Below are 20,321 nucleotides of genomic sequence, written 5' to 3' on the forward strand. Positions count from 1 at the left end.
AGGAGAGGGGGAAGCGCCGACATGCCGACCTGCCCGAACGGACACCAGTCGGGTTCCGAGGACTGGTGCGAGGTCTGCGGACACCGCATGGCCGGGGCGGGCGCGCCCGCGGGCGCGGTTCCCCCGCCCCCTCCCCCGCCGCCCGCACCCGGTTACGGATACCCGCAGGGCCCCGGCCCCGGTTCGCAGCCGACCATGCAGGCGGAGCTCTGCCCGCAGTGCCGCACCCCGCGTGAGGCGATGGCGCCGTTCTGCGAGGAATGCCGCTGGAACTTCCTCACGAACACGGCGACCTCCTACACCCCGCTCGCCCCGCCGCACGGCGGCCCCAGCGGTCCGGTGCCGGGGCTCAGCCTGCCGCCGGGCTTCCAGGCCCAGCAGCCCGCGCCGCCTCAGCAGCAGCAGCCGCGCGACCCGTTCGAGTACCAGAGCTCGCGGCCTTCGCAGGTGAACCGTCCGGCCGAGACGCTCGCGCCCGAGCAGGGCGGACCGGGCGGACCGGGTGGCCAGGCTGGTCACGGCGGTCAGGCCGGACCGGGAGGACCCGGTGGACCGGGTGCTCAGGCCGGACCTGGTGGACCGGGTGCCCAGGGTGGTCACCCCGGGCCGCCGCCGTCGTTCCAGCAGGGCCCGCCGCCCCCGCCCTCGTTCCAGCAGCAGTCGGCGCCGTCCCCGTCGCCGTTCGCCCAGCAGCCGCCGGCGCCGTTCCCGCCGCACCAGCAGCAGCAGTCGGCGCCGCCCGCGCCGCCGCAGCCGCAGGCCCCGCAAACCGGGGCGGACGACTGGATGCTGTCGCCTCCCTCGCAGGCGCAGGCTCCCCCGTCGCATCAGGCACCCCCCGCCCCGCAGCTGCCGCAGGGGTACCAGCAGCAGGGGCCGCAGGGGTCACCGCAGTTCCCGGGTCAGGGACATGACCAGGGGCACGGGCACGGCCCCGTACCGGGCCAGGGACATGACCAGGGCCAGGCGCAGCAGCAGCCCGTCTCCACCAGCTGGACCGCCGTGATCGCCCCGGACCGTGAGTACTTCCTGGCGATGATGCAGCGCAGCGGCCCCGAGGCGACCGGGCTCAACCTGCCCGCTTACTCCCCGGAGCAGCGCCTCCCGCTCACCGGCAGCCAGATCACCATCGGGCGCCGTCGGCACAGCACCGGCGAGTCCCCCGACGTCGATCTGTCGGTGCCGCCGGAGGACCCGGGTGTCTCGCACCAGCACGCGGTGCTGGTGCAGCAGCCCGACGGCAGCTGGGCCGTGGTCGACCAGAACTCCACCAACGGCACCACGCTCAACGGCGCCGAGGACCCGATCCAGCCCTATGTCCCCGTCCCGCTCCAGGACGGCGACCAGGTGCATGTCGGTGCCTGGACGACGATCACGGTCCGCCGGGACTAGCGCCCCTCCCGACAGGCTTTGCCGGTCACGGCACCAGCTCGTCCGGGGCGCGTCACGGGCCGGGCGGGGCACCGCTCGCGCCGTGCGGTTCAGGGCCCGGCGAGCGGCCAGGCGTACGGCCCCTGCGGGTCGTCCAGCCAGGCCCACTGCCGGTCCGGCCCGACCGTGATGCCGTACCTCTCCCGCTGGGGGCGCCGCTCGCGCCGCCAGAGGGAGAGGGCCTCGTGCGGATCGAGGGTGCCCGCGGTCAGCGTCAGCAGGAAGCGGAAGAGTTCGTCGTCGATCACGCGCCTCGGCAGTCCGGCGAGGGGCTGGAGCTCTGCGGGCAGAGGCAGCGCTCCGCGCAGGGGCACGAAGTACGCCGGGGTGGGCAGGAACCGTCCCTCCGCGCTCCGGCCGTGCGCCGTGTCGCGTACCCGCAGGGAGATCAGTCCGGTGGCGAACGGGGCCAGAATCCGTGCGCCGTCCCGGCACTGCGCCGGCCAGGCCCACGGCACGGACGGCAGGGTGCAGGTCGCGATGATCCGGTCGTAGGGGGCCCGCGCCGGGCAGCCGCGTGCGCCGTCCCCCGTGATCACCGTCGGGCGGTATCCGGCGGCGGCCAGATGACGGCGGGCCGACTCCGTGATCTCCGGGTCCAGATCGACGGTGGTCACCGCCCGGTCACCGAGCCGGTGGGAGAGCAGCGCCGCGTTGTAGCCGGTGCCCGCACCGATCTCCAGGACGGTGTGCCCGTCCCGTACGTCCAGTTCGTCGAGCATCAGGGCCATCAGCGAGGGCTGGCTGCTCGACGAGATCAGTTCGCCGTCCCTGATCCGGGTGGCGAGCGGCGCGTCCGCGTACACCTCGCGCAGCCAGCGTCCGCGGCGTACCGGGTCGGGGTCCTCGCCCCACAGCCGCTCGTAGCCGCGGACCCCGCCCACGGAGAAGTACGGCACGAACAGATGGCGCGGTACGTCCTCGAACGCGGCGCGCCAGGCGGGGTCCGTCAGGCCGCCGCGCGCCGCGATGGCCCGTGCCATGGACCACCGTGCCTCGTCGGCGTCGGCCACGAACTGTTCCTGGTGTCCGCCCATGTCCCCACTGTCCTGCGGCGGCGCCCCGGGAGCCAGTGTGCGGGCCGAGTGGCCGAGCCGGGTCCCGGACAGGTGTGCGGGACGAAGGACCTAGGACCCGGGACCTCGGCCGGTGCGTCTGCGACCATGGACGGGTGACAGAGATTCCGCACGGCACGCTTCAGGAGCAGACCTTCTACGAGCAGGTCGGCGGCGAGGCGACCTTCCGGCGCCTGGTCCACCGCTTCTACGAGAGGGTCGCGGGCGACGAACTGCTGCGGCCGATGTACCCGGAGGAGGATCTGGGCCCGGCCGAGGAGCGGTTCACGCTGTTCCTGATCCAGTACTGGGGCGGCCCGCGGACCTACAGCGATCAGCGCGGACACCCCCGGCTGCGGATGCGGCACGTCCCGTTCCGGGTGGACCGGGCCGCTCATGACGCCTGGCTCGGTCATATGCGCGTCGCTCTCGACGAACTCGGCCTGGCGCCGGAGCACGAGCAGCAATTGTGGAAATACCTGACATATGCTGCCGCATCGATGATCAATACCGCCGACTAATATCCGGAATGCGGTACTCCACCCCCGAATAACGGTCACGATCGCATCAAGGTGCCCCCGTAAGCGGTTTCCAGAACCCTGTGCCCTCTGAAAGCATCACGGGGACGTCGGGGGGCGTGCGGGTTTCAGGGGTTCTGGGGGAGTAAGTGACGGGGTTCGTCTTTCTGCGGGTGAGGGCGCATCGGCTCCTTCTCGCCGCGGCTCTCCTGGCCGTACTGCTCACCACATCGGTACTGGCCGCGCTCACCGCGTTCTCCGGTTCCGTCGGGGATGCCGCGCTGCGGCACACGCTCACCCACCGGTCCGCGGCCTCCGCCTCGCTGTTCGTCTCGGCACAGGTGGACCGGGAGCAGCGCGGCGAGGCGGAGAAGGCCACCCGCAAGGCGGCCCACGACACCTTCGGCGGACTGCCCGTCACCGTACGGAAGCTGGAGAGCTCGGGGCCGTACGCGCTGCCGCGCGACCTCCAGTCCCCGGCCGCCCGGCGCGGCGAACCCGACCTCACCCACTTCGCCGCCCTCGACCGCAGCCGCGTCCGGCTCACCGAAGGACGGCTTCCGGCGGGCGCGAACGGGGACGGCCCCGTGGAGGTGGCCCTGCCCGGGGCCGCCGCCGAGGTCCTGAAGCTGAAGCCGGGCACCCGGCTCACCCTCACCGACCGGCTGGGCGACAAGCCGCAGCAGATCCTGGTCACCGGCCTGTACGAGGCGTCCGACCAGGCCGACACGTACTGGCAGCTGGACGCGCTCGGCGGGCGCGGTGTCCGCAAGGTCGTCTTCACCACCTACGGTCCCCTGCTCACCGACCCCTCCGTCCTCGGCTCCGGCCGGATCAGCACCGGCGAGACGTCCTGGCTGGCCACGGCCGACTTCACCGACGTGACCACCGGCTCGATGGACACGCTGCACAAGGCGTCGACGGACGGGCCGAAGGCCCTGCTGGCCACCCCGGTGTTCAGGGACGGCGCCAACGTTCGGACCTCGCTGCCCACCGTGCTCGACCAGATCGACCGGGCGCTCCTGGTCTCGCGTTCGACGCTGATGATCGTCGCGGTGCAGCTGGTACTGCTCGCGGCGTACGCACTGCTGCTCGTGGCCCGGCTGCTGAGCAGCGAACGCGGCGGCGAGACCGAGCTGTTGCGGGCCCGCGGCGGTTCACGGGGCCGGATCACCTCGTTCGCGGCGATCGAGGCGCTGATGCTCGCGGTACCCGCCGCCGTCATCGCCCCGCTGCTCGCGGGGCCGCTGACCCGGCTGCTGGCTGAGCGCAGCGTGCTCTCCCGGATCGGACTGCGGTTCGAGGAGGCGACGACCGGCACGGTGTGGCTGGTCGCCGCCGCCGTCGCGCTGGCCTGCGCACTCGCCGTGGTGGCGCCCGCGCTGGCCGCCAGCGCGGGCGGTGGCCGCCGGGCGCGGGCCGCCGCGCTCCCCGGGCCGGTGCGCGCCGGTGCCGACGTCGGGCTGCTCCTGATCGCCGCGGTGGCGTACTGGCAGCTGGACCGGCAGACCGGCGGCTCCGGCAACGGGGCACTCAGCGGTGACCGGGAGGGCGACCTCGGCATCGATCCGCTGCTGGTGGCCGCGCCCGCGCTGGCGCTGCTCGCGGGCACCGTACTGACCCTGAGGCTGCTGCCCCCGGCGGCGAAGCTCGCGGAGCGCCGCGCGGCGGGTGGCCGCGGGCTGCCCGCGGCACTGGCCGGCTGGCAGTTCAGCCGACGGCCGCTGCGCGGTGCCGGACCGGTGCTGCTGCTGGTCCTCTCGGTCGCGATGGGCATGCTGGCGATCGGTCAGAGCGCGTCCTGGAACCGCTCGCAGGGCGACCAGGCCGACTTCAGGTCCGGTGCGTCGGTCCGCATGGTGGGCGGGCTCAGCGGCGATCCGGCGAAGGCGGGCGCGTACGTGGGACTTCCGGGGGTACGGGAGGCGGCGCCCGCCTACCGCACGGGCGTGGAACTCTCCGGTGACCGCACGGCCCAGGTCATCGCCCTGGACACCGCGCACGCCGACGAGGGCATGCTGATGCGCCCGGACCTCGGCGACGAGACGCCGCAGCAGCTGTTCGACGCGATCGCCCCGGCGAAGACGGCCCGTACCGGGTTGCTGCTGCCCAAGGGCAGCGAGCGACTGACGTTCGACGCGCGGATCAGCGGCCCGTCGAAGAAGTCCCGCGACGAGCAGGTGGACTCCTGGGCCCCGGACCGGGTGCCTGTGGTGACCGTCCTGCTGGAGGACCGTTACGGCATCCCGTACCGGACTCTCGCCGGGCCGGTGCCGGCCGACGGCCGGCCGCACACCCTCTCGATCGCGGTGGCCGCCGCGGGCGAACTGGCCGTGACCGGCTTCGAGGTGGACGACCGGCTGCCCGTCGAGGCACAGCAGCGCCGGTTCTCCGTGAGCGGACTCGGTGCGGTGACCGCCGACGGCGGCCGGCTCCCGGTGCGCGCCCAGAAGGGGCTGCGCTGGGTGGGGGCCACCATGCTCACCGAATTCGGCGAGGAGCAGCCGGGGGAGACTCCGGTCCAGAAGAACGAGGCCGGCGGCGCCCCTGACTTCAGCTACAGCACCGGGTCCTCCGAGGACACCGTGTCGGACTACGCGACCTCGAACGGTTCGCTGCGCATCACCACCGCCCGCGCGAAGGCCGCACCGGTCAACGCCGTGGTGACGGACGCGTATCTGAAGGCCTCCGGCGCGAAGCTGGGCCAGCAGGTCGACCTCACGCTGGCCGGGAACACGGTCCGGGTGACCCTGGTGAAGTCCGTGCGCCAACTGCCCACGACCGGACCCGGCGCCCTCACGGAGTCCCGGGATTCGCTGACCCGGACCAAGGACGGCGGGGCCCTGCTGCTCGACCTCCGGTCCGTCACCGATCTGCTCGCCCAGCGGCCGGGCGCCACCATCGCCGCCACCGAGTGGTGGCTGAGCACCGAGGCGGGTGACGCCTCGAAGGTCGCCGCCGCGCTGCGCGAGCTGCCCGACACCGACCCGGCGCAGGTCGAGGTGCGCGACGAGACGGCCCGGGAGCTGGTCAACGACCCGCTGGGGGCGGGTCCGCAGTCCGCGCTGCTCGCCGTGGCCGTGGTGGCCGCCGCGCTGGCGGCGGTCGGCTTCGCGGTCAGCGTCGTCGGCTCGCAGCGCGAACGGTCCGCCGAATTCGCCGTCCTGCGGGCGCTGGGGGCACCCCGTCGCAAACTGGCCCGGATGATCGCCGCCGAACAGGGCGTGCTGATCGCCATCGCACTGCTGGTCGGGCTGGCCCTCGGAGCCGTACTGACCAGGGCCGTCGTGCCACTCATCGTGCTGACCGGGCAGGCGACCCAGCCGGTGCCCGAGGTGCTGGTGCACCTGCCGGCCGTACAGGTCGCCGCACTGCTGGCCGGGGTCGCCGCACTGCCGCTGCTGATCGTCGCGGCGATCTCGCTGCGCCGCGCCGACCCGGCGGTATCGCTGCGCCACCAGGGGGACAACTGACATGAGCGCCGACCAGAACCAGAACACCGGCGCGCCCGGCGGAGCGGAGAAGACCCCGGCCGCCACCGCCGGCCCCGGCACGGCCGTCGCCCGGCGCGCGGCTGCCTGCGCCCCGTGGGTCCGCACCCGGCTGCGTACCGCCCCCGGCGCCGCGGCGGCACTCGCGGGCCTCGTGCTGCTGACCACGTTCCTCGCCGCGGCGTTCCCGCGCTCCGTGGAGGCCTACGAGACGGACGGGCTGCGGCACGACATCGTCTCGGCCTCGCCCAGCCGGAGCGTCCTCGAAGTGACGTCGCCGCCGCCCTCCCCGGACCTGCGGCCGGAGGCGCGGGACACCGCGGTGCGGAGCGCCGGGATGTCCCGGGTCGACGCCGCGCTGATGAAGTCGCTGCCGGAACCGGTACGGCCCGACGCCGCGCGCTCGTCCTACGGGGTGCACACCACGGCCCCCGCCGTCGCGTCCGAGCCGTGGCTGCCCCGGCCGGACGGCCTCGCCCCGCAGTTCACCTACGCCACCGCGTCGGGACTCGACAAGCACGGCACCCTGCGCTCCGGGAAATGGCCAGCTGTCCGCGGCGAGGTCTCCGCGGACAGCCGGGAGGTGGAGGCCGCAGTGACCGCCGAGACGGCGTCCGCCCTGAGGATGAAGGTCGGCTCCACGCTCTCGGTGCCCACCCGGACCGGTACTCCGCTGACCGTCCGTATCACCGGCATCGTCACTCCCCTGCGCCCCACCGAGAGCTTCTGGTCCGTCGAGCCGCTGTTCAGGGGACCGGCGCTGATCCCGGAGCGCGGGAGTTCGGAACCGAAGAACTACTGGACGGCCGCCCTGCTGCTGCCCCCGGACGCCGCGCCCGCCCTGCTGGCCACGATGAACGAGCCGGAGCTGTTCTGGCGGATCGCCCCGGACGCCGCTCACCTCACCGGGCTCGACGTGTCCGGGCTGCGGTCCGCCGTCGCCTCGCTGGAGAGCGGTCCCGAGCTGCTGAAGCTGCGCGACATCGCGGGTCCCACCGCGACGCTCACCACCGATCTGGACGAGATCGTCCTCGCCCACACCCGGATGCGGTCGGCGATCAGTCCCGTCGTGACGGTCGCCGCGGTCGGGATCGGGGCGGTCGCCGCCGTCGTCCTGCTGATGACGGGCGGGCTGATCGGCGCTCGCCGCCACCACGAACTGGCCCTGCTGCGCTCACGCGGCGGCTCACTGCGGGGCATCGGCCGCCGCCTCTTCGCGGAGACCGCGGTGACCGTGCTGCCCGCGGCGGCGCTCGGGCTGCTGCTCGCCGTGCTGACCGTCGGACAGGCCCGGCTGTGGCCGGCGGTCACCGCCGCCGCGGCCGTGACCGTACTGGTCTGCGCCGCGCTGCCGCTCCGCACGACCCTGCGGCACATTCGGCCGCAACTGCACGGCGCCCGCGACGACATGATGAACGCCCGGCCCTCGCGCCGGCGCACCGTCGCCGAACTGACCCTGCTCGTCCTGGCGATCGGCGCGGTCGCCGCGCTGCGCCGCCGGGGCACGGACGCGGACGGCGGCACCGATCTGCTGGTCAGCTCGGCGCCCGTGCTGGTCGGGCTGATCGCGGCCCTGGTCCTCGTACGGCTCTATCCGCTGCCCCTGCGGCTGGCATCGCGTCCCGTCGCCCGGCTGCGCGGGGCCATCGGCTTCCTGTCGCTGGCCCGCGCCGGACGTGCCTCCTCCAGCGGCACACTGCCGCTGCTCGCGCTGCTGATCGCGCTGACCACCGCGGCGTTCGGCGGTTCGGTGCTCGCCGGGGTCGGGGACGCCCGCGGCGACGCGGCGCTGAAGGCCGTCGGGGCGGATGCCCGGATCAGCGGTCCGGGCGATCGCAGCACGCTGCCGAAGGGCTTCGCCGACCGGGTGCGCGCGGTGCGCGGAGTCGATGACGTGGCGCCCGTCCAGATCGACTACGGCGTCCTGCTGCCGCCCGCCGCGGACGGCTCCACGGACGCGAAGGGCGCCACTCTGGTGGGCGTCGAACCCGAGTCGTACGCACGGCTGGCACGCGCGACCGGGCTGAAGGCGTTCCCCGGCGACCGGCTGAAGGCCACCGGCTCGGCCGCGCCGGTCCCGAGGGGGACCTTCCCGTCACTCGACCGGGTACTGCCCGTGATCGCCTCGCCCTCGGTCGCCGAACGGCTCGGCGACCAGCCGCAGGACATCGAGTCGCTGGCCGGGGACTTCAAGGTGCGGGTCGTGGGCGTCCAGCCGAGCACATCGGCGGTGGCGGACTCCGACTTCATGATCGTCAATAGCGCGTCGCTCTCCGAAGGCCACCCCACCACACTGCTCGTCACGGGCCCGGATCCGGACGCGAAGGGGCTGCGCGCCGCCGCGCACGACACCGGCAAGGACTTCGCCGTACAGCTGCGGTCCGAGGAACTCGACGCGTTCGTCGACACCCCGATGCAGGCGGGCGCCGAGCGGATCTACACGGCGGCGATCACGGCGGGCGCCGGTTACGCCCTGCTGGCCGTGCTGCTGTCGCTGCTCCAGACCGCGCCGGAGCGCACCACACTGCTGGCCCGGCTGCGCACGATGGGGCTCACCACCGGGCAGGGCAGGCGGCTCCTCGCGTTCGAGGCGATGCCGCAGGCGCTGCTGGCCGCCGTCGGCGGCCTGCTCGTCGGCTGGGCGACCATCGCCCTGCTGGCACCCGGGGTGAACCTGGTCACGCTGGCCCTGGCCGGCGCTTCCGGAACCGCCCAGCACACCGTTTCGCTGCGGGCCGACCCCTGGTCGCTGGTGCTTCCGGCGCTCGGGGTCATCGTTCTCGCCGCCGCCGTGGCCGGCGTCCAGGCCTGGTGGGCGAGCCGCCGCGGCTCGATCACCGAACTCAGGGCAGGAGACACCCGATGACGTCGACCACCGAGACCACGCTGGCGGAACTCGAACAGCGGGCCACCGCGCGCCGGGACCGCCCCTCGTACGGCCATGACGCGCTGATCGCCTGCGACCGGCTGGTACGCATCTTCACCACGGACGGGGTGGAGGTGCAGGCCCTCCAGGGCCTCGATCTGCTGGTCACCGAAGGCGAGTTGATGGCCCTGGTCGGCGCGTCCGGCAGCGGCAAGTCGACGCTGATGAACATCCTGGCGGGCCTGGACGTGCCCACGGCCGGGTCGGCGAAGGTCGCGGGCTGCGATCTGCTGTCGATGGGACCGAAGGAACGGCTCCGCTACCGCCGTGACGTGGTCGGCTTCGTCTGGCAGCAGACCGCGCGCAACCTGCTGCCGTACCTCACGGCGATCCAGAACATCACGCTGCCGATGCAGCTGCGCGGCGGCGGGCGCAGCCGTGAACGGGCCGCCCGCGCCGATTCGTTGCTCCGGATGCTGGACATCGACGACTGCCGGGACCGCCGGCCGCAGCAGCTGTCCGGCGGGCAGCAGCAGCGGGTGGCGATCGCGGTGGCCCTCGCCAACAACCCGTCGGTCCTGCTCGCCGACGAGCCGACCGGTGAGCTGGACTCGGCCACCGGCGAGCAGGTCTTCGCCGCGTTCCGCCGCGCCAACGAGGAGCTCGGCACATCCATCGTGATCGTCACGCACGACCAGGCGGTGGCCAGCGAGGTGCGCCGCACGGTCGCCATCCGGGACGGCCGTACGTCCTCCGAGGTGCTGCGCCGCACGGAGGTCGACGCGGCGACGGGCCAGGAGTCCCAGGTGGCCCGGGAGTACGCGATGCTCGACCGCGCCGGACGCCTCCAGCTCCCCGCCGACTACACCCAGGCGCTGGGCATGGAGCACCGGGTGATGCTGGAGCTGGAGCAGGACCACATCGGGGTATGGCCGGACGCCCCGGAGGAGCCGGGCAAGTAGAGCCGCGGGCCGGGAGCGGCCGGGCGGAAACACAGCTCGGGCAGGGAGCAGGGAACGCGGCACGTCGCCTGCGAGCAGGGAGCACGGAGCACGGCACGTGCGGGCACGGAGCACGGCACGTGCGGGCACGGAGCACGGCACGTGCGGGCACGGAGCACGGCACGTGCGGGCACGGAGCACGGCACGTGCGGGCACGGAGCACGGCACGTGCGAGCAGGGCAAGTAGGGCTGGCACCAGGGCAGTTCGAGGGGCTGTCCCGATGGTGGCGGCACCCTGTGCGCTCGTAGCGTCGGTCAGGTCATTCCACCTGTTCCGAGGAGCACCATGCGCGTCGCCCCCCTGTCCTTCGTCGGCCTGGGACTGGCCGGTCTGCTCGCGGGTGCGGTGCCCGCGACCGCGGCCGCCCCGTCACCCGCCCCCACCCCCGCGCACCAGCGCCTCGACTGGGGGCCCTGCCCGGACCGGTACGAGGACCTGAACGCGGCGGGCGCCCAGTGCGCCGATGTCACCGTGCCCCTCGACCACGCCGATCCCGGCGGCCGGACGATCCGGGTCGCCATCTCCCGCATCAAGGCCGCGGACCCCTCCAAGCGTCGCGGCATCCTCCTCTCCAACCCGGGCGGACCGGGCGGGACCGGGCTCGACAACACCCTGCGCCTGCGGCCGGCGCTCGGGGACGTGGCGGACCGCTACGACCTGATCGGCTTCGATCCGCGCTTCCTCGGCGACTCCACCCCGGTCGGCTGCGCCCCGGCGGCCCCGGCCGTGCCACCCGGACCCGTCACCTCCGCACGCCAGGACTTCGACAGATCGGTCCGCTCGGCCCGTGACACCGCACAGCGCTGCGGCCGGCACGGGGACAACGCCACGCTGCTCCCGCACGCCTCCTCGCGCAACGTCGCCCGTGACATGGACGCGATCCGGGCGGCGCTGGGCGAGCGCAGGCTCTCGTACTACGGCATCTCGTACGGGGCCGATCTGGGCGCCGTCTACACCCAGTTGTTCCCGCGGCGGGCGGACCGGATGGTGATCGACTCCAGCACCGACCCGACGGCCACCCAGTACGAACTGTTCCGGTCGGCCGGGAAGCCGCTCGAAGAGGCCCTGGACGCCTGGGCCGGCTGGACCGCCCGGCACCACGGCACCTACGCGCTGGGCCGCACGGCCACCGAGGTGCGGGCCCGCGTGCAGCGGCTCCTCGACGGGGCGGAGAGGCACCCGGTGCCCGTCGCCGGTATCCGGCTCGACGCCCCCGTCCTGCGGCTGGTGCTCCGGCAGCTGATCCAGCACGAGGAGTACGACGCGGCGCTGGCCGGCACCGTACGGGACCTGGTGGACGCGGCCGCCGGGAAGCCGGTCGAGCCCGGTCCGGAACTGGCCGCGATGCTGGAGCTGCTCTCCTCCCCCGAGCTGGCGGACGGCATGCTGGGCGGTGCGGTGTTCATGTGCGGGGACGGCGGCTGGCCGTCCGGCGGGTGGCCGGCGGACCCGGAGACGTACTGGAAGAACTCCGTGCGCAGCCGGGCCGAGCAGCCCGTCTTCGGTCCGTTCGTGAACGGGATGACGGCCCCCTGCGCCTTCTGGGAGACGGAACCGGCCGAGCCCGGCACGACGATCGGCAATGACGTACCCGTCCTGATGCTCCAGGCCCGCCGCGACAACAACGTCCCCTACGAGGGGGCGTTGGCCCTGCACCGCAGGCTGACCGGTTCGCGGCTGGTGACGGCGGACATCCGCTCGCACGGCGTCTACGGACGCGGGATCGACGGGATGCGGCCGGTGCCCTGCGCCGACCGGGCCGTCAACGACTATCTGCGCGACGGCACCCTGCCCGCGCACGACCTCACCTGCCCCGCGACCCGGAGGTCCGAGCGATGATCAGCAGGCGTACGGGCCTCACGGCCACCGCGGCGGCGCTCCTGGCGGGCGCGGCCGGACCGGCGGCGGCAGCCACCCGCCCGGCCCCGGCCCCCGCGGCCGCCACCCGTGCGGCACAGCACCGCCTGCGGACCGACGCGGACGCGATCGTGGCGACCGGGGCCACCGGGGTGGTCGCCGAGGTACAGAGCGCGCTCGGCAGCAGGACGGCGTCCTCCGGGACGGCCGATCTGGCGGACCCGGGCACCCCGGTCCCACGGAACGCCTCGTACCGGATCGGGAGCGACACCAAGACCTTCACCGCCACCCTCGCCCTGCAACTGGTCGGCGAGGGCCGACTCGCGCTGGACGACACGGTCGAACGGTGGCTGCCGGGAACGGTGCGGGGCAACGGCAACGACGGCACCCGGATCACCGTGCGCGATCTGCTCGGCCAGACCAGCGGGCTCAACGACTACCTCGCGGTGTCGCCCGACGCCGCGGAGGCGTTCACCCCGGAGGGCTATCACCGCTCACGGTTCCGCTCGCAGACCGCCCGCGAGCAGGTGGCGGCCGCCCTGAGCCGGCCTCCGCAGTGGCTTCCGGACCCCGTCGGCTCCCCCGGCGGAAAACGGCGTTGGGGCTACTCCAACACCAACTACACCCTCATGGGTCTGGTGATCGAGGAGGTGACGGGACATCCCTGGGCGCAGGAGATCCACGACCGGATCATCGAACCTCTCGGCCTGCGCCACACCTTCTCGCCGGGCACCTCCCCCTACGTCCCGGCCCCGACCGCCACCGCGTACACCAGGTTCCCCGGCGAGGACGGCTTCACGGACACGACGCTGGCGTACGGGGGCGGCGCCGACGGCTGCCTGATCAGCGACACCCATGACCACGGCCGCTTCCTCCGCGCGCTGATGGGCGGCCGGCTGCTGCGCCCGGCCCAACTGGCGGCGATGAAGGAGACGGTGGCCGCCGACGACTGGATCGACGCTCCCGGAGTGCGTTACGGGCTGGGGATCGCCTGGCGGCCGGTGGCGGGCAGCCGCGGCGGCGTCTGGTTCCACGGGGGCACGCATCTGGGTGTCGTCTCGGAGAGCGGGGTGACGCCGGACGGTGAACGGGCCGCGACCAGCGCCACGTTCACGCTGCGCATGGGCGGCGCGGGCCAGGACGCCCAGGACCGGGCGGCCCGCCGACTGGTGGACCGGGCGCTGACGGGCCGGTGGTGACGGCGGTGATGACGGTGACGGCGGCGGCGGTGACGGGCCGGCGGTGGGCTCTCGCGGCCGGAGTACCGGGCCGCCGGGCCTCGGGTCAGCCGGGCGTGCGTTACGGGGTCAGCGGGGGCCGACGGTGAAGGGCAGGGCGCCGAGCCCGCCGCCTGCCGCACGGCGCAGGGCGATCGACCCGTACGGGGTCCGCAGCCGGAGCCAGGTCCCCGAGGACAGCAGCGACACGGGGAAGTGCGGGTCGGCCCGGAGGAAGCCGAGGGACTGGGCCGCGTGGACGGCCCGGAGGGGAAGCTCCGTGGTGCCGACGGGGCGGGACCAGATCTCCCGGCCGATGCGGTCGCGTTCGGCCCGGGTGCGGTGCTCGTCGGGCAGCGCCTCGTCACGGGTGCGGAACTCCGCGACCGCGGCGGTGAGTGCGACGCGCAGGGCGTCCGGACCGGGCAGGCCGGGCAGTTCCCGCCAGGGGCCGCGGGGCGGCAGGACACCGGTCCAGGGCGGTCCGGTGACGGGCCCCGGCAGCGCTCCGGAACCGGAACCGCCACCCGCACCCGCGTCGGCCGGCTCCTCGACATCCAGCGATTCGAGGAGTTCCCCGGCCGACACCGTGATGTCGAACGTCTCGGGGTGGGCGAGCCGCGCCGTACGGATCGCGAGGACCTCGAACGACGGCGGCCGGCCGAAGACGGCCAGGGCGTCGCCGCCGCCCGCCTGAAGCCGGACCGCGGCGGCCCGGTCGTAGTGGAGCAGCCGACCGAGGAAGGCGGCGAGATCCGCCGCCTCCCTCGCGTCGGCGAACTGCGGCGACCGCACGGGCACCGTCATGCTGCGGCGGGCTCCTCTGCCAGGTACTGCTGGAGGAAGAGCTTCTCCTCCGCGGAGATCCGCCGGGGTCGCGCCGCTGCCAGGTCGTACGGCACGACGACGGTCGAGGCGCGCACGTACACCTGCTCGGGGTCCTTGATCTCGTACGAGATCGTCAGCGACGCGGCACCGATCTTCGTGACCCACGACTCGACGGTCACCGGGGCGTGCCGGTGCACCAGCGGCCGTACGTAGTCGATCTCGTGCCGGGCCACCACGGACCCGCCCGAGAACGACGGCGAGCCGTCCCCGGGCGCCAGCCGGAACATGAAGTCGATGCGCGCCTCCTCCAGGTAGCGGAGGAAGACCACGTTGTTCACGTGGCCGAAGGCATCCATGTCCGACCAGCGCAGCGGGCAGCTGTAGATATGACGAGCCAAGACGATCAGCCCCGCGTGAGCTTCTTGTACGTGGCGCGGTGCGGACGGGCCGCGTCCGCACCGAGGCGCTCGATCTTGTTCTTCTCGTACGACTCGAAGTTGCCCTCGAACCAGTACCACTTGGAGTCGCCCTCGTACGCCAGGATGTGCGTGGCGACGCGGTCCAGGAACCAGCGGTCGTGGGAGATGACCACCGCGGCACCGGGGAACTCCAGCAGGGCGTTCTCCAGCGACGACAGGGTCTCGACGTCGAGGTCGTTGGTGGGCTCGTCGAGGAGCAGCAGGTTGCCGCCCTCCTTGAGCGTCAGCGCCAGGTTGAGGCGGTTGCGCTCACCACCGGACAGGACGCCCGCAGGCTTCTGCTGGTCCGGGCCCTTGAAGCCGAACGCGGAGACGTAGGCGCGCGAGGGCATCTCGACCTGGCCGACGTTGATGTAGTCCAGCTCGTCCGACACGACGGCCCAGAGGGTCTTCTTGGGGTCGATGTTGGCGCGGGACTGGTCGACGTAGGAGATCTTGACCGTGTCGCCGACCTTGATGGAGCCGGTGTCCGGCGTCTCCAGGCCCTGGATCATCTTGAACAGCGTGGTCTTGCCCGCGCCGTTCGGACCGATGACGCCGACGATGCCGTTGCGCGGCAGCGTGAACGACAGGTCGTCGATGAGGACCTTGTCGCCGAAGGCCTTCGAGAGGTTCTCGACCTCGACGACGATGGAACCGAGGCGCGGGCCCGGCGGGATCTGGATCTCCTCGAAGTCCAGCTTCCGCATCTTGTCCGCCTCGGCCGCCATCTCCTCGTAACGGGCGAGACGGGCCTTGGACTTGGTCTGGCGGCCCTTGGCGTTGGAGCGGACCCACTCCAGCTCTTCCTTGAGCCGCTTCTGGCGCTTCTCGTCCTTGCGGCCCTCGACCTTGAGGCGGGCCTGCTTCTTCTCCAGGTACGTGGAGTAGTTGCCCTCGTACGCGATGGCGCGGCCGCGGTCGAGCTCAAGGATCCACTCGGCGACGTTGTTCAGGAAGTACCGGTCGTGGGTGACGGCGATGACACAGCCCGCGTACTTCGAGAGGTGCTGCTCCAGCCAGTTCACCGACTCGGCGTCGAGGTGGTTGGTGGGCTCGTCGAGGAGGAGCAGGTCCGGGGCCTCGATGAGCAGCTTGCAGAGCGCCACACGGCGCTTCTCGCCACCGGAGAGGTTGGTGACCGGCCAGTCGCCGGGCGGGCAGCCCAGGGCGTCCATGGCCTGCTCCAGCTGGGCGTCCAGGTCCCACGCGTTGGCGTGGTCCAGGTCCTCCTGGAGCTTGCCCATCTCATCCATGAGCGCGTCGGAGTAGTCCGTCGCCATGAGCTCGGCGACCTCGTTGAAGCGCTGGAGCTTGCCCATGATCTCGGCGGCGCCGGCCTGGACGTTCTCCAGGACGGTCTTCGTCTCGTCGAGCTTCGGCTCCTGCATGAGGATGCCGACACTGAAACCGGGTGACAGGAACGCGTCACCGTTGGACGGCTGCTCCAGGCCCGCCATGATCTTCAGCACCGTGGACTTACCGGCGCCGTTGGGCCCCACGACACCGATCTTCGCGCCGGGCAGGAAGTTCAAGGTGACGTCATCAAGGATCACCTTGTCGCCGTGCGCCTTGCGCGTCTTGCGCATGGTGTAGATGAACTCAGCCAAGAGAAACCGTCCGGCAGCAATAGAGGTGTGGGCAGATACACCCCATCTTGCCTGACGTCCATCCCCGGACGGAAACCCATCTCATCGGGCGCCCGTGACCTGCCCTTTCGCCAACCCCCGCCCGCAGTCGACCGGTCACTGCCTGTCGTCGGCGATCGCTGTCGGGCCTCCTCGGGCGGTGGGAGTCCTCCGAACGGTCTCGCACGGGGCGAGGGGGTGGTGACCGGAACCGGCCACCACCCCCTCTGCTCACTGCCCGTACGCGACCAGCAGATCGCCGGCCGGAACCACCACCAGCCCGCCACCCGCTCCGAGCCCGGTCAGCGGCTGGGACACGTTCTGCTCGTCGGGCCCGTTGATCGGTGCGCCGACGTCGGTGGACCAGACGGACTGACCGGTGGCGCCGTTGAGCGCCCACAGCCGACCGCTTTGAGAACCGACGTAGACGTATCCGTTGACGACGATCGGCGCGGTAGTGATCAGGCCGTCGCCCTCGAACCTCCAGCGGGTGGCCAGGGTGCGGCTGTGCCGCTCCTGAAGGACACCGTCGTCGACGAAGTAGCCCTGGCGGCCGTCGAAGGCCGGTGCGGGCGCCCGGCCGGTGGCCCCGTAGGTGCTGCGGACCTTCCCGTCGGCGGCGTCGAGGGCGATTCCGCCGTCGTCGCGAATCCAGACACCGCCGTCGGCGACAACAGGGGTGCGGCCCCCGCCACCGGAGCAGCCCGTCCGGTGGTGCCAGACCGGGGCGCCCGACTTGGGGTCGAAGGCGTAGGTCAGCTCACAGGCGTAGGAGACGTAGACCCCGTTGGCCGTGACGGCGGGCGAGCTGTTGTCCCCGTTCTCGACAGGCTGGGTCCAGAGCACCGCACCGTCGGCGGCGTTCACCGCGTACAGGGTGCCGCCCGAGCCGGCGCCGCCCGTGTACACCACGCCGCCGGCGAACGTGGGCGGCGAGGTGAAGGAGTACTGATCGGGCAGTGCGACGGTCCAGATCTTCTTCCCGGTGACCGGGTTGAACGCGGTCAGCACACCGTCGTAGTTCTGGGCGTAGAGCCGGCCGCCCCCGTAGGTGAGCGCGGACCACCAGTAGGTGCCACCGAGGCCGACGGGCTTCCAGGCGTCCTCGCCCGTGGCCGCGTCGATGGCGTAGAGGGTGGTGCCGTACCCGTCCGGCGAGGCGGCGGTGGCGAAGACGCGCCCACCGGCCACGATGGGGTAGGAGACGCTCCCGCCCAGGTCACGGGACCACTTCCGGCTGAGCGGCGGCGCGCCCACGGCGGTGTCGACGAGACTGCCGTCGTGGCGTGCGTTGATCTGGTAGGTGGTCGAGGCTCCGGTCTGCGTCGACTGTGCGCCGACCGGCGTCACCAGCATGACGAGCGAGAGCGCCGCACCGGACAGGACCGTGATGGTTCTTCGCAGGTTCACTGAGATATCCCTCATCATCCGGCATCGCCGCGGCGATGCGCGCAGGGCGGACCGGCCCCCCAGGTTCGGTGGCCCGCCTCCAAGCCCCATGATCCCCCCAGGGGATGGTCAACCGCCTTCCATTTTCGCCCAGTTGGACGTCCAGGAGGACCGCTCTCGACGCAGCATCCCGCCGTGGTCCCGCCTGACGAGCCCCTGCCTGCCGATCGCCGTGGCCGCCTCCTGACGAGCCCCCGGCAGACGTCGGCCCCCGGCAGACGTCGGCCCCGGCGCACGGCGGCCCCGGTACGCCGAGGCGCCCGGGGCCGCTGTTCAGCGCACCGGCACGGTGCGCGCGTGCTCACTCACCGTCGGTGTGCGGCTTCTTCCGGCGCAGGACGAAGATCGCGCCGCCGCCGACGACGACCAGGACGATGGCGATGCCCGCGATCATCGGGGTGGCGCTGGACCCGCCGGTCGCGGCGAGGTCGCCCTCGATCCCCGTCGAGCTGGTGCCGGTGGAGGCCGGGACGGGCTGCTTGGCGCTCTGGATGTCGATGCCGCCGTCGGTGTCCTTGGTACTGCCACTGGTGACGCAGTCCAGGACGCCCTTGAAACTCTTGGCGAACCCTCCCGGTCCGGTGATGGTGAAGTCGTAGCCCTGGTCCTCGGCCACCGGGATCGTGACCGTCCTGGTGGTTCCGGCGGCGATGGTGTGCTCGAAACCGGCCAGCTCGAAGGTGAACGGCGCGTCACCCTTGTTGGCCGCGGTGATGTCCACCCCGCCCTTGGCGCAGTTCTTCCTGGCGGAGAGGGCGGGCACGGCGCCCGTCTCGCCCCAGGTGGCGGTGGCCCGCGCGGAGACCGTGGACTCGCTGGACCCGGCGAGGATCTGGGTCTGGCTCCTGGTCACCCCGGCGAAGGTCCGGCCCACCGGCACGGAGGTGGTGGCCTGGACGGTCAGCGCCGCGGAGCCGTCGGCCGTGTCCTTCGGTATGTCGAAGTAGAGGCGGGCCCCGTCGGCCGCGGCGGTGACGGGCCTGCCGTCCTTGTCGCTGATCCTGACACCGCTGGCGGCGGCATCGGCGGGCGGCGCCACCGAGACCTGGTCCGCGTCGGTACGGACGGTGACCGGGCCGAGCCGTTCCCCGGCCCGGCCGGAGACCGCGGCGGGCTCCAGCGTCAGGGACGCCCTGGGTTCGCCGACGTCCTTGGCGCGCCGCTCCAGCCAGTCGGCGAGCTTCTCGGCCTGCTTGTCGGAGGCGTTGACGTCGGCGTCGTCCGAGTAGCGCCAGATGGCGACCTGGGTGCCCGCGGCGGCGGTCCGCTCGGTGAGCGGTCCGGTGCCGGCTTCCTCGGCGAGTGCGGCGAGGTCGTCGACCTGCGGGTAGGAGTGCTGAAGGATCCACCGGATCTTGCCGGCGTTCCGGTTGGCCCCGAGCGAGGTCTGGCCCCAGGGGGTCTCCAGGTACTTCGCCTGCTCCTGGGTGGGGTTGTGGAGATCGATGCAGTACGTCTTGAGCTTGCCGCCGCCGTCGACGGTCATCTCGAAGAGCCCGGCGGGCAGCTGCTGCGTCCGGTCCGGCTCACCGCCCAGGCCCTCCGTGTGGAGCACGGCGGTGTCGAAGGTCTTCAGCCCGTCCAGCACCGCGACCGCGCCGCCCTGGTGCTGGGGCACGTCCTCGGCGGCCGCCCCGCCCGCACCGGCGAGGGTGCCGGCCATGAGGAGACCCGAGACCAGCGTCACAGCGCCCAGCCGGGTACGCCCCGAGCCACGCGTTCTTCCCCCGGCTCTGCCACGGACGGAGTGCACCACCGTCGTGTCGGACGGCAGGGTGGACGCTGAAGACGCAGAAAACACAGAATTCCCCTCCGGGCGGGCCCTCGCGCATGGTGCGCGTGTGGGGAATGCCCCGCCAGCAGACTCAAGTGCCCCGTGAGTACTGAGGAATCCTAAGGACCGCAACGATGCGTAGTCCCCCGTCTCAGCCTCGGACAACCATTCCGAATCGGAATCGTTATCGCCGGTACGGCCGGTACAGGCCGCTCACCTGCCATTTCAGGACACCGCCGCCAACTCGGTGGCCTGTTCCCGGCTCCTCCGCGACGGCGCCGTACCTTCCTCTGCGTCACCTTCACCGCGTGCCGGACCCCCGCCCGGGTCACCCCCACCGCGTGCCGGACCGGCCGTCAGCGAGGGCTCCGCCCGCACCACTCGGCGGAAGGCGGCGGTCCCCCGCGTCAGGTCGTGTCCCACGGCCACCGCCTCGATGTCCACGAAGGTCCGCCGCTGACCGTCCCGTTCCTCCTCGCGCACCTTCAACCGTCCGTGCACGAGCAGTGGTTCTCCGACGGACACGGATCCGGCGAGATTCGACGCGAGCGTCCGCCATGCCCAGACCGTGTAGAAACTGGTGTGCCCGTCCGCCCAGTGCTGTTTCTCCCAGTCCCAGCGGCGCGGTGTCACAGCGAACCGGAATCGTGCCATCGGGCCGGTGGCCGTCTCCCGGAACTCCACGCCCGTGGCGGCGTTTCCCACCACCGTCACCAAGGTCTCGTTCATTTCCGTCCCCCTCGTCCG

Annotated in this window: 14 protein-coding genes; 7 read left to right on the forward strand and 7 right to left on the reverse strand. The window is 72.7% G+C overall.

The window, feature by feature from the left end; genetic code table 11:
- Positions 1-21: 21 nt before the first annotated feature.
- Positions 22-1,392 carry an FHA domain-containing protein gene (locus tag OG251_RS12860; RefSeq protein ID WP_326677290.1) on the forward strand — a complete coding sequence of 457 codons (1,371 nt, stop codon included), beginning with the start codon at positions 22-24 and terminating at the stop codon, positions 1,390-1,392.
- A gap of 89 nt (positions 1,393-1,481) precedes the next feature.
- Here OG251_RS12860 and OG251_RS12865 read toward each other — a convergent pair whose 3' ends face one another.
- Positions 1,482-2,468 carry a methyltransferase domain-containing protein gene (locus OG251_RS12865; protein ID WP_326677291.1) on the reverse strand — a complete coding sequence of 329 codons (987 nt, stop codon included), beginning with the start codon at positions 2,466-2,468 and terminating at the stop codon, positions 1,482-1,484.
- 134 nt (positions 2,469-2,602) lie between these two features.
- Between OG251_RS12865 and OG251_RS12870 the strand changes: the two genes are divergently transcribed.
- From OG251_RS12870 to OG251_RS12895, 6 genes are all read left to right on the forward strand, one after another.
- Entirely contained in the window at positions 2,603-3,007 is a 405-nt protein-coding gene (locus OG251_RS12870; protein WP_326677292.1) for a globin, read from the forward strand.
- 146 nt (positions 3,008-3,153) lie between these two features.
- Positions 3,154-6,477, forward strand: a complete 3,324-nt coding sequence (locus tag OG251_RS12875; protein ID WP_326677293.1) for an ABC transporter permease — start codon at positions 3,154-3,156, stop codon at positions 6,475-6,477.
- 1 nt (position 6,478) lies between these two features.
- On the forward strand, positions 6,479-9,361 hold the full coding sequence (locus tag OG251_RS12880; RefSeq protein ID WP_326677294.1) for an ABC transporter permease: 2,883 nt from the start codon (positions 6,479-6,481) through the stop codon (positions 9,359-9,361).
- Positions 9,358-10,323 carry an ABC transporter ATP-binding protein gene (locus OG251_RS12885; RefSeq protein WP_326677295.1) on the forward strand — a complete coding sequence of 322 codons (966 nt, stop codon included), beginning with the start codon at positions 9,358-9,360 and terminating at the stop codon, positions 10,321-10,323. The genes OG251_RS12880 and OG251_RS12885 overlap by 4 nt, the downstream gene beginning before the upstream one ends.
- 325 nt (positions 10,324-10,648) lie before the next feature.
- Positions 10,649-12,202, forward strand: a complete 1,554-nt coding sequence (locus tag OG251_RS12890; RefSeq protein ID WP_326677296.1) for an alpha/beta hydrolase — start codon at positions 10,649-10,651, stop codon at positions 12,200-12,202.
- Entirely contained in the window at positions 12,199-13,419 is a 1,221-nt protein-coding gene (locus OG251_RS12895) for a serine hydrolase domain-containing protein (protein ID WP_326677297.1), read from the forward strand. Before OG251_RS12890 ends, OG251_RS12895 begins: the two co-directional genes overlap by 4 nt.
- 108 nt (positions 13,420-13,527) lie before the next feature.
- On the opposite strand, the gene OG251_RS12900 is transcribed toward OG251_RS12895, so the two are convergent.
- The 6 genes from OG251_RS12900 to OG251_RS12925 form a co-directional block, all read right to left on the reverse strand.
- Positions 13,528-14,244: a hypothetical protein gene (locus OG251_RS12900; RefSeq protein WP_326677298.1), complete on the reverse strand. Its 717-nt coding sequence runs from the start codon at positions 14,242-14,244 to the stop codon at positions 13,528-13,530.
- A complete protein-coding gene (locus OG251_RS12905; protein WP_073723307.1) occupies positions 14,241-14,663 on the reverse strand; it encodes an acyl-CoA thioesterase in 423 nt (140 codons plus the stop codon). The genes OG251_RS12900 and OG251_RS12905 overlap by 4 nt, the downstream gene beginning before the upstream one ends.
- Before the next feature lie 5 nt (positions 14,664-14,668).
- Positions 14,669-16,333 (reverse strand): energy-dependent translational throttle protein EttA, encoded by a 1,665-nt coding sequence (gene ettA, locus OG251_RS12910; RefSeq protein ID WP_326677299.1) that lies wholly within the window; start codon positions 16,331-16,333, stop codon positions 14,669-14,671.
- Positions 16,334-16,582: 249 nt separating this feature from the next.
- Complete coding sequence (locus tag OG251_RS12915) at positions 16,583-17,761, reverse strand: PQQ-binding-like beta-propeller repeat protein (RefSeq protein ID WP_326677300.1); 1,179 nt, start codon at positions 17,759-17,761, stop codon at positions 16,583-16,585.
- A gap of 340 nt (positions 17,762-18,101) precedes the next feature.
- Complete coding sequence (locus OG251_RS12920; protein WP_326677301.1) at positions 18,102-19,601, reverse strand: LAETG motif-containing sortase-dependent surface protein; 1,500 nt, start codon at positions 19,599-19,601, stop codon at positions 18,102-18,104.
- A 198-nt stretch (positions 19,602-19,799) separates the two neighbouring features.
- Entirely contained in the window at positions 19,800-20,303 is a 504-nt protein-coding gene (locus OG251_RS12925) for a single-stranded DNA-binding protein (protein ID WP_326677302.1), read from the reverse strand.
- Positions 20,304-20,321: the final 18 nt, after the last annotated feature.

This window comes from Streptomyces sp. NBC_01237 (assembly GCF_035917275.1).
Classification (GTDB): domain Bacteria; phylum Actinomycetota; class Actinomycetes; order Streptomycetales; family Streptomycetaceae; genus Streptomyces.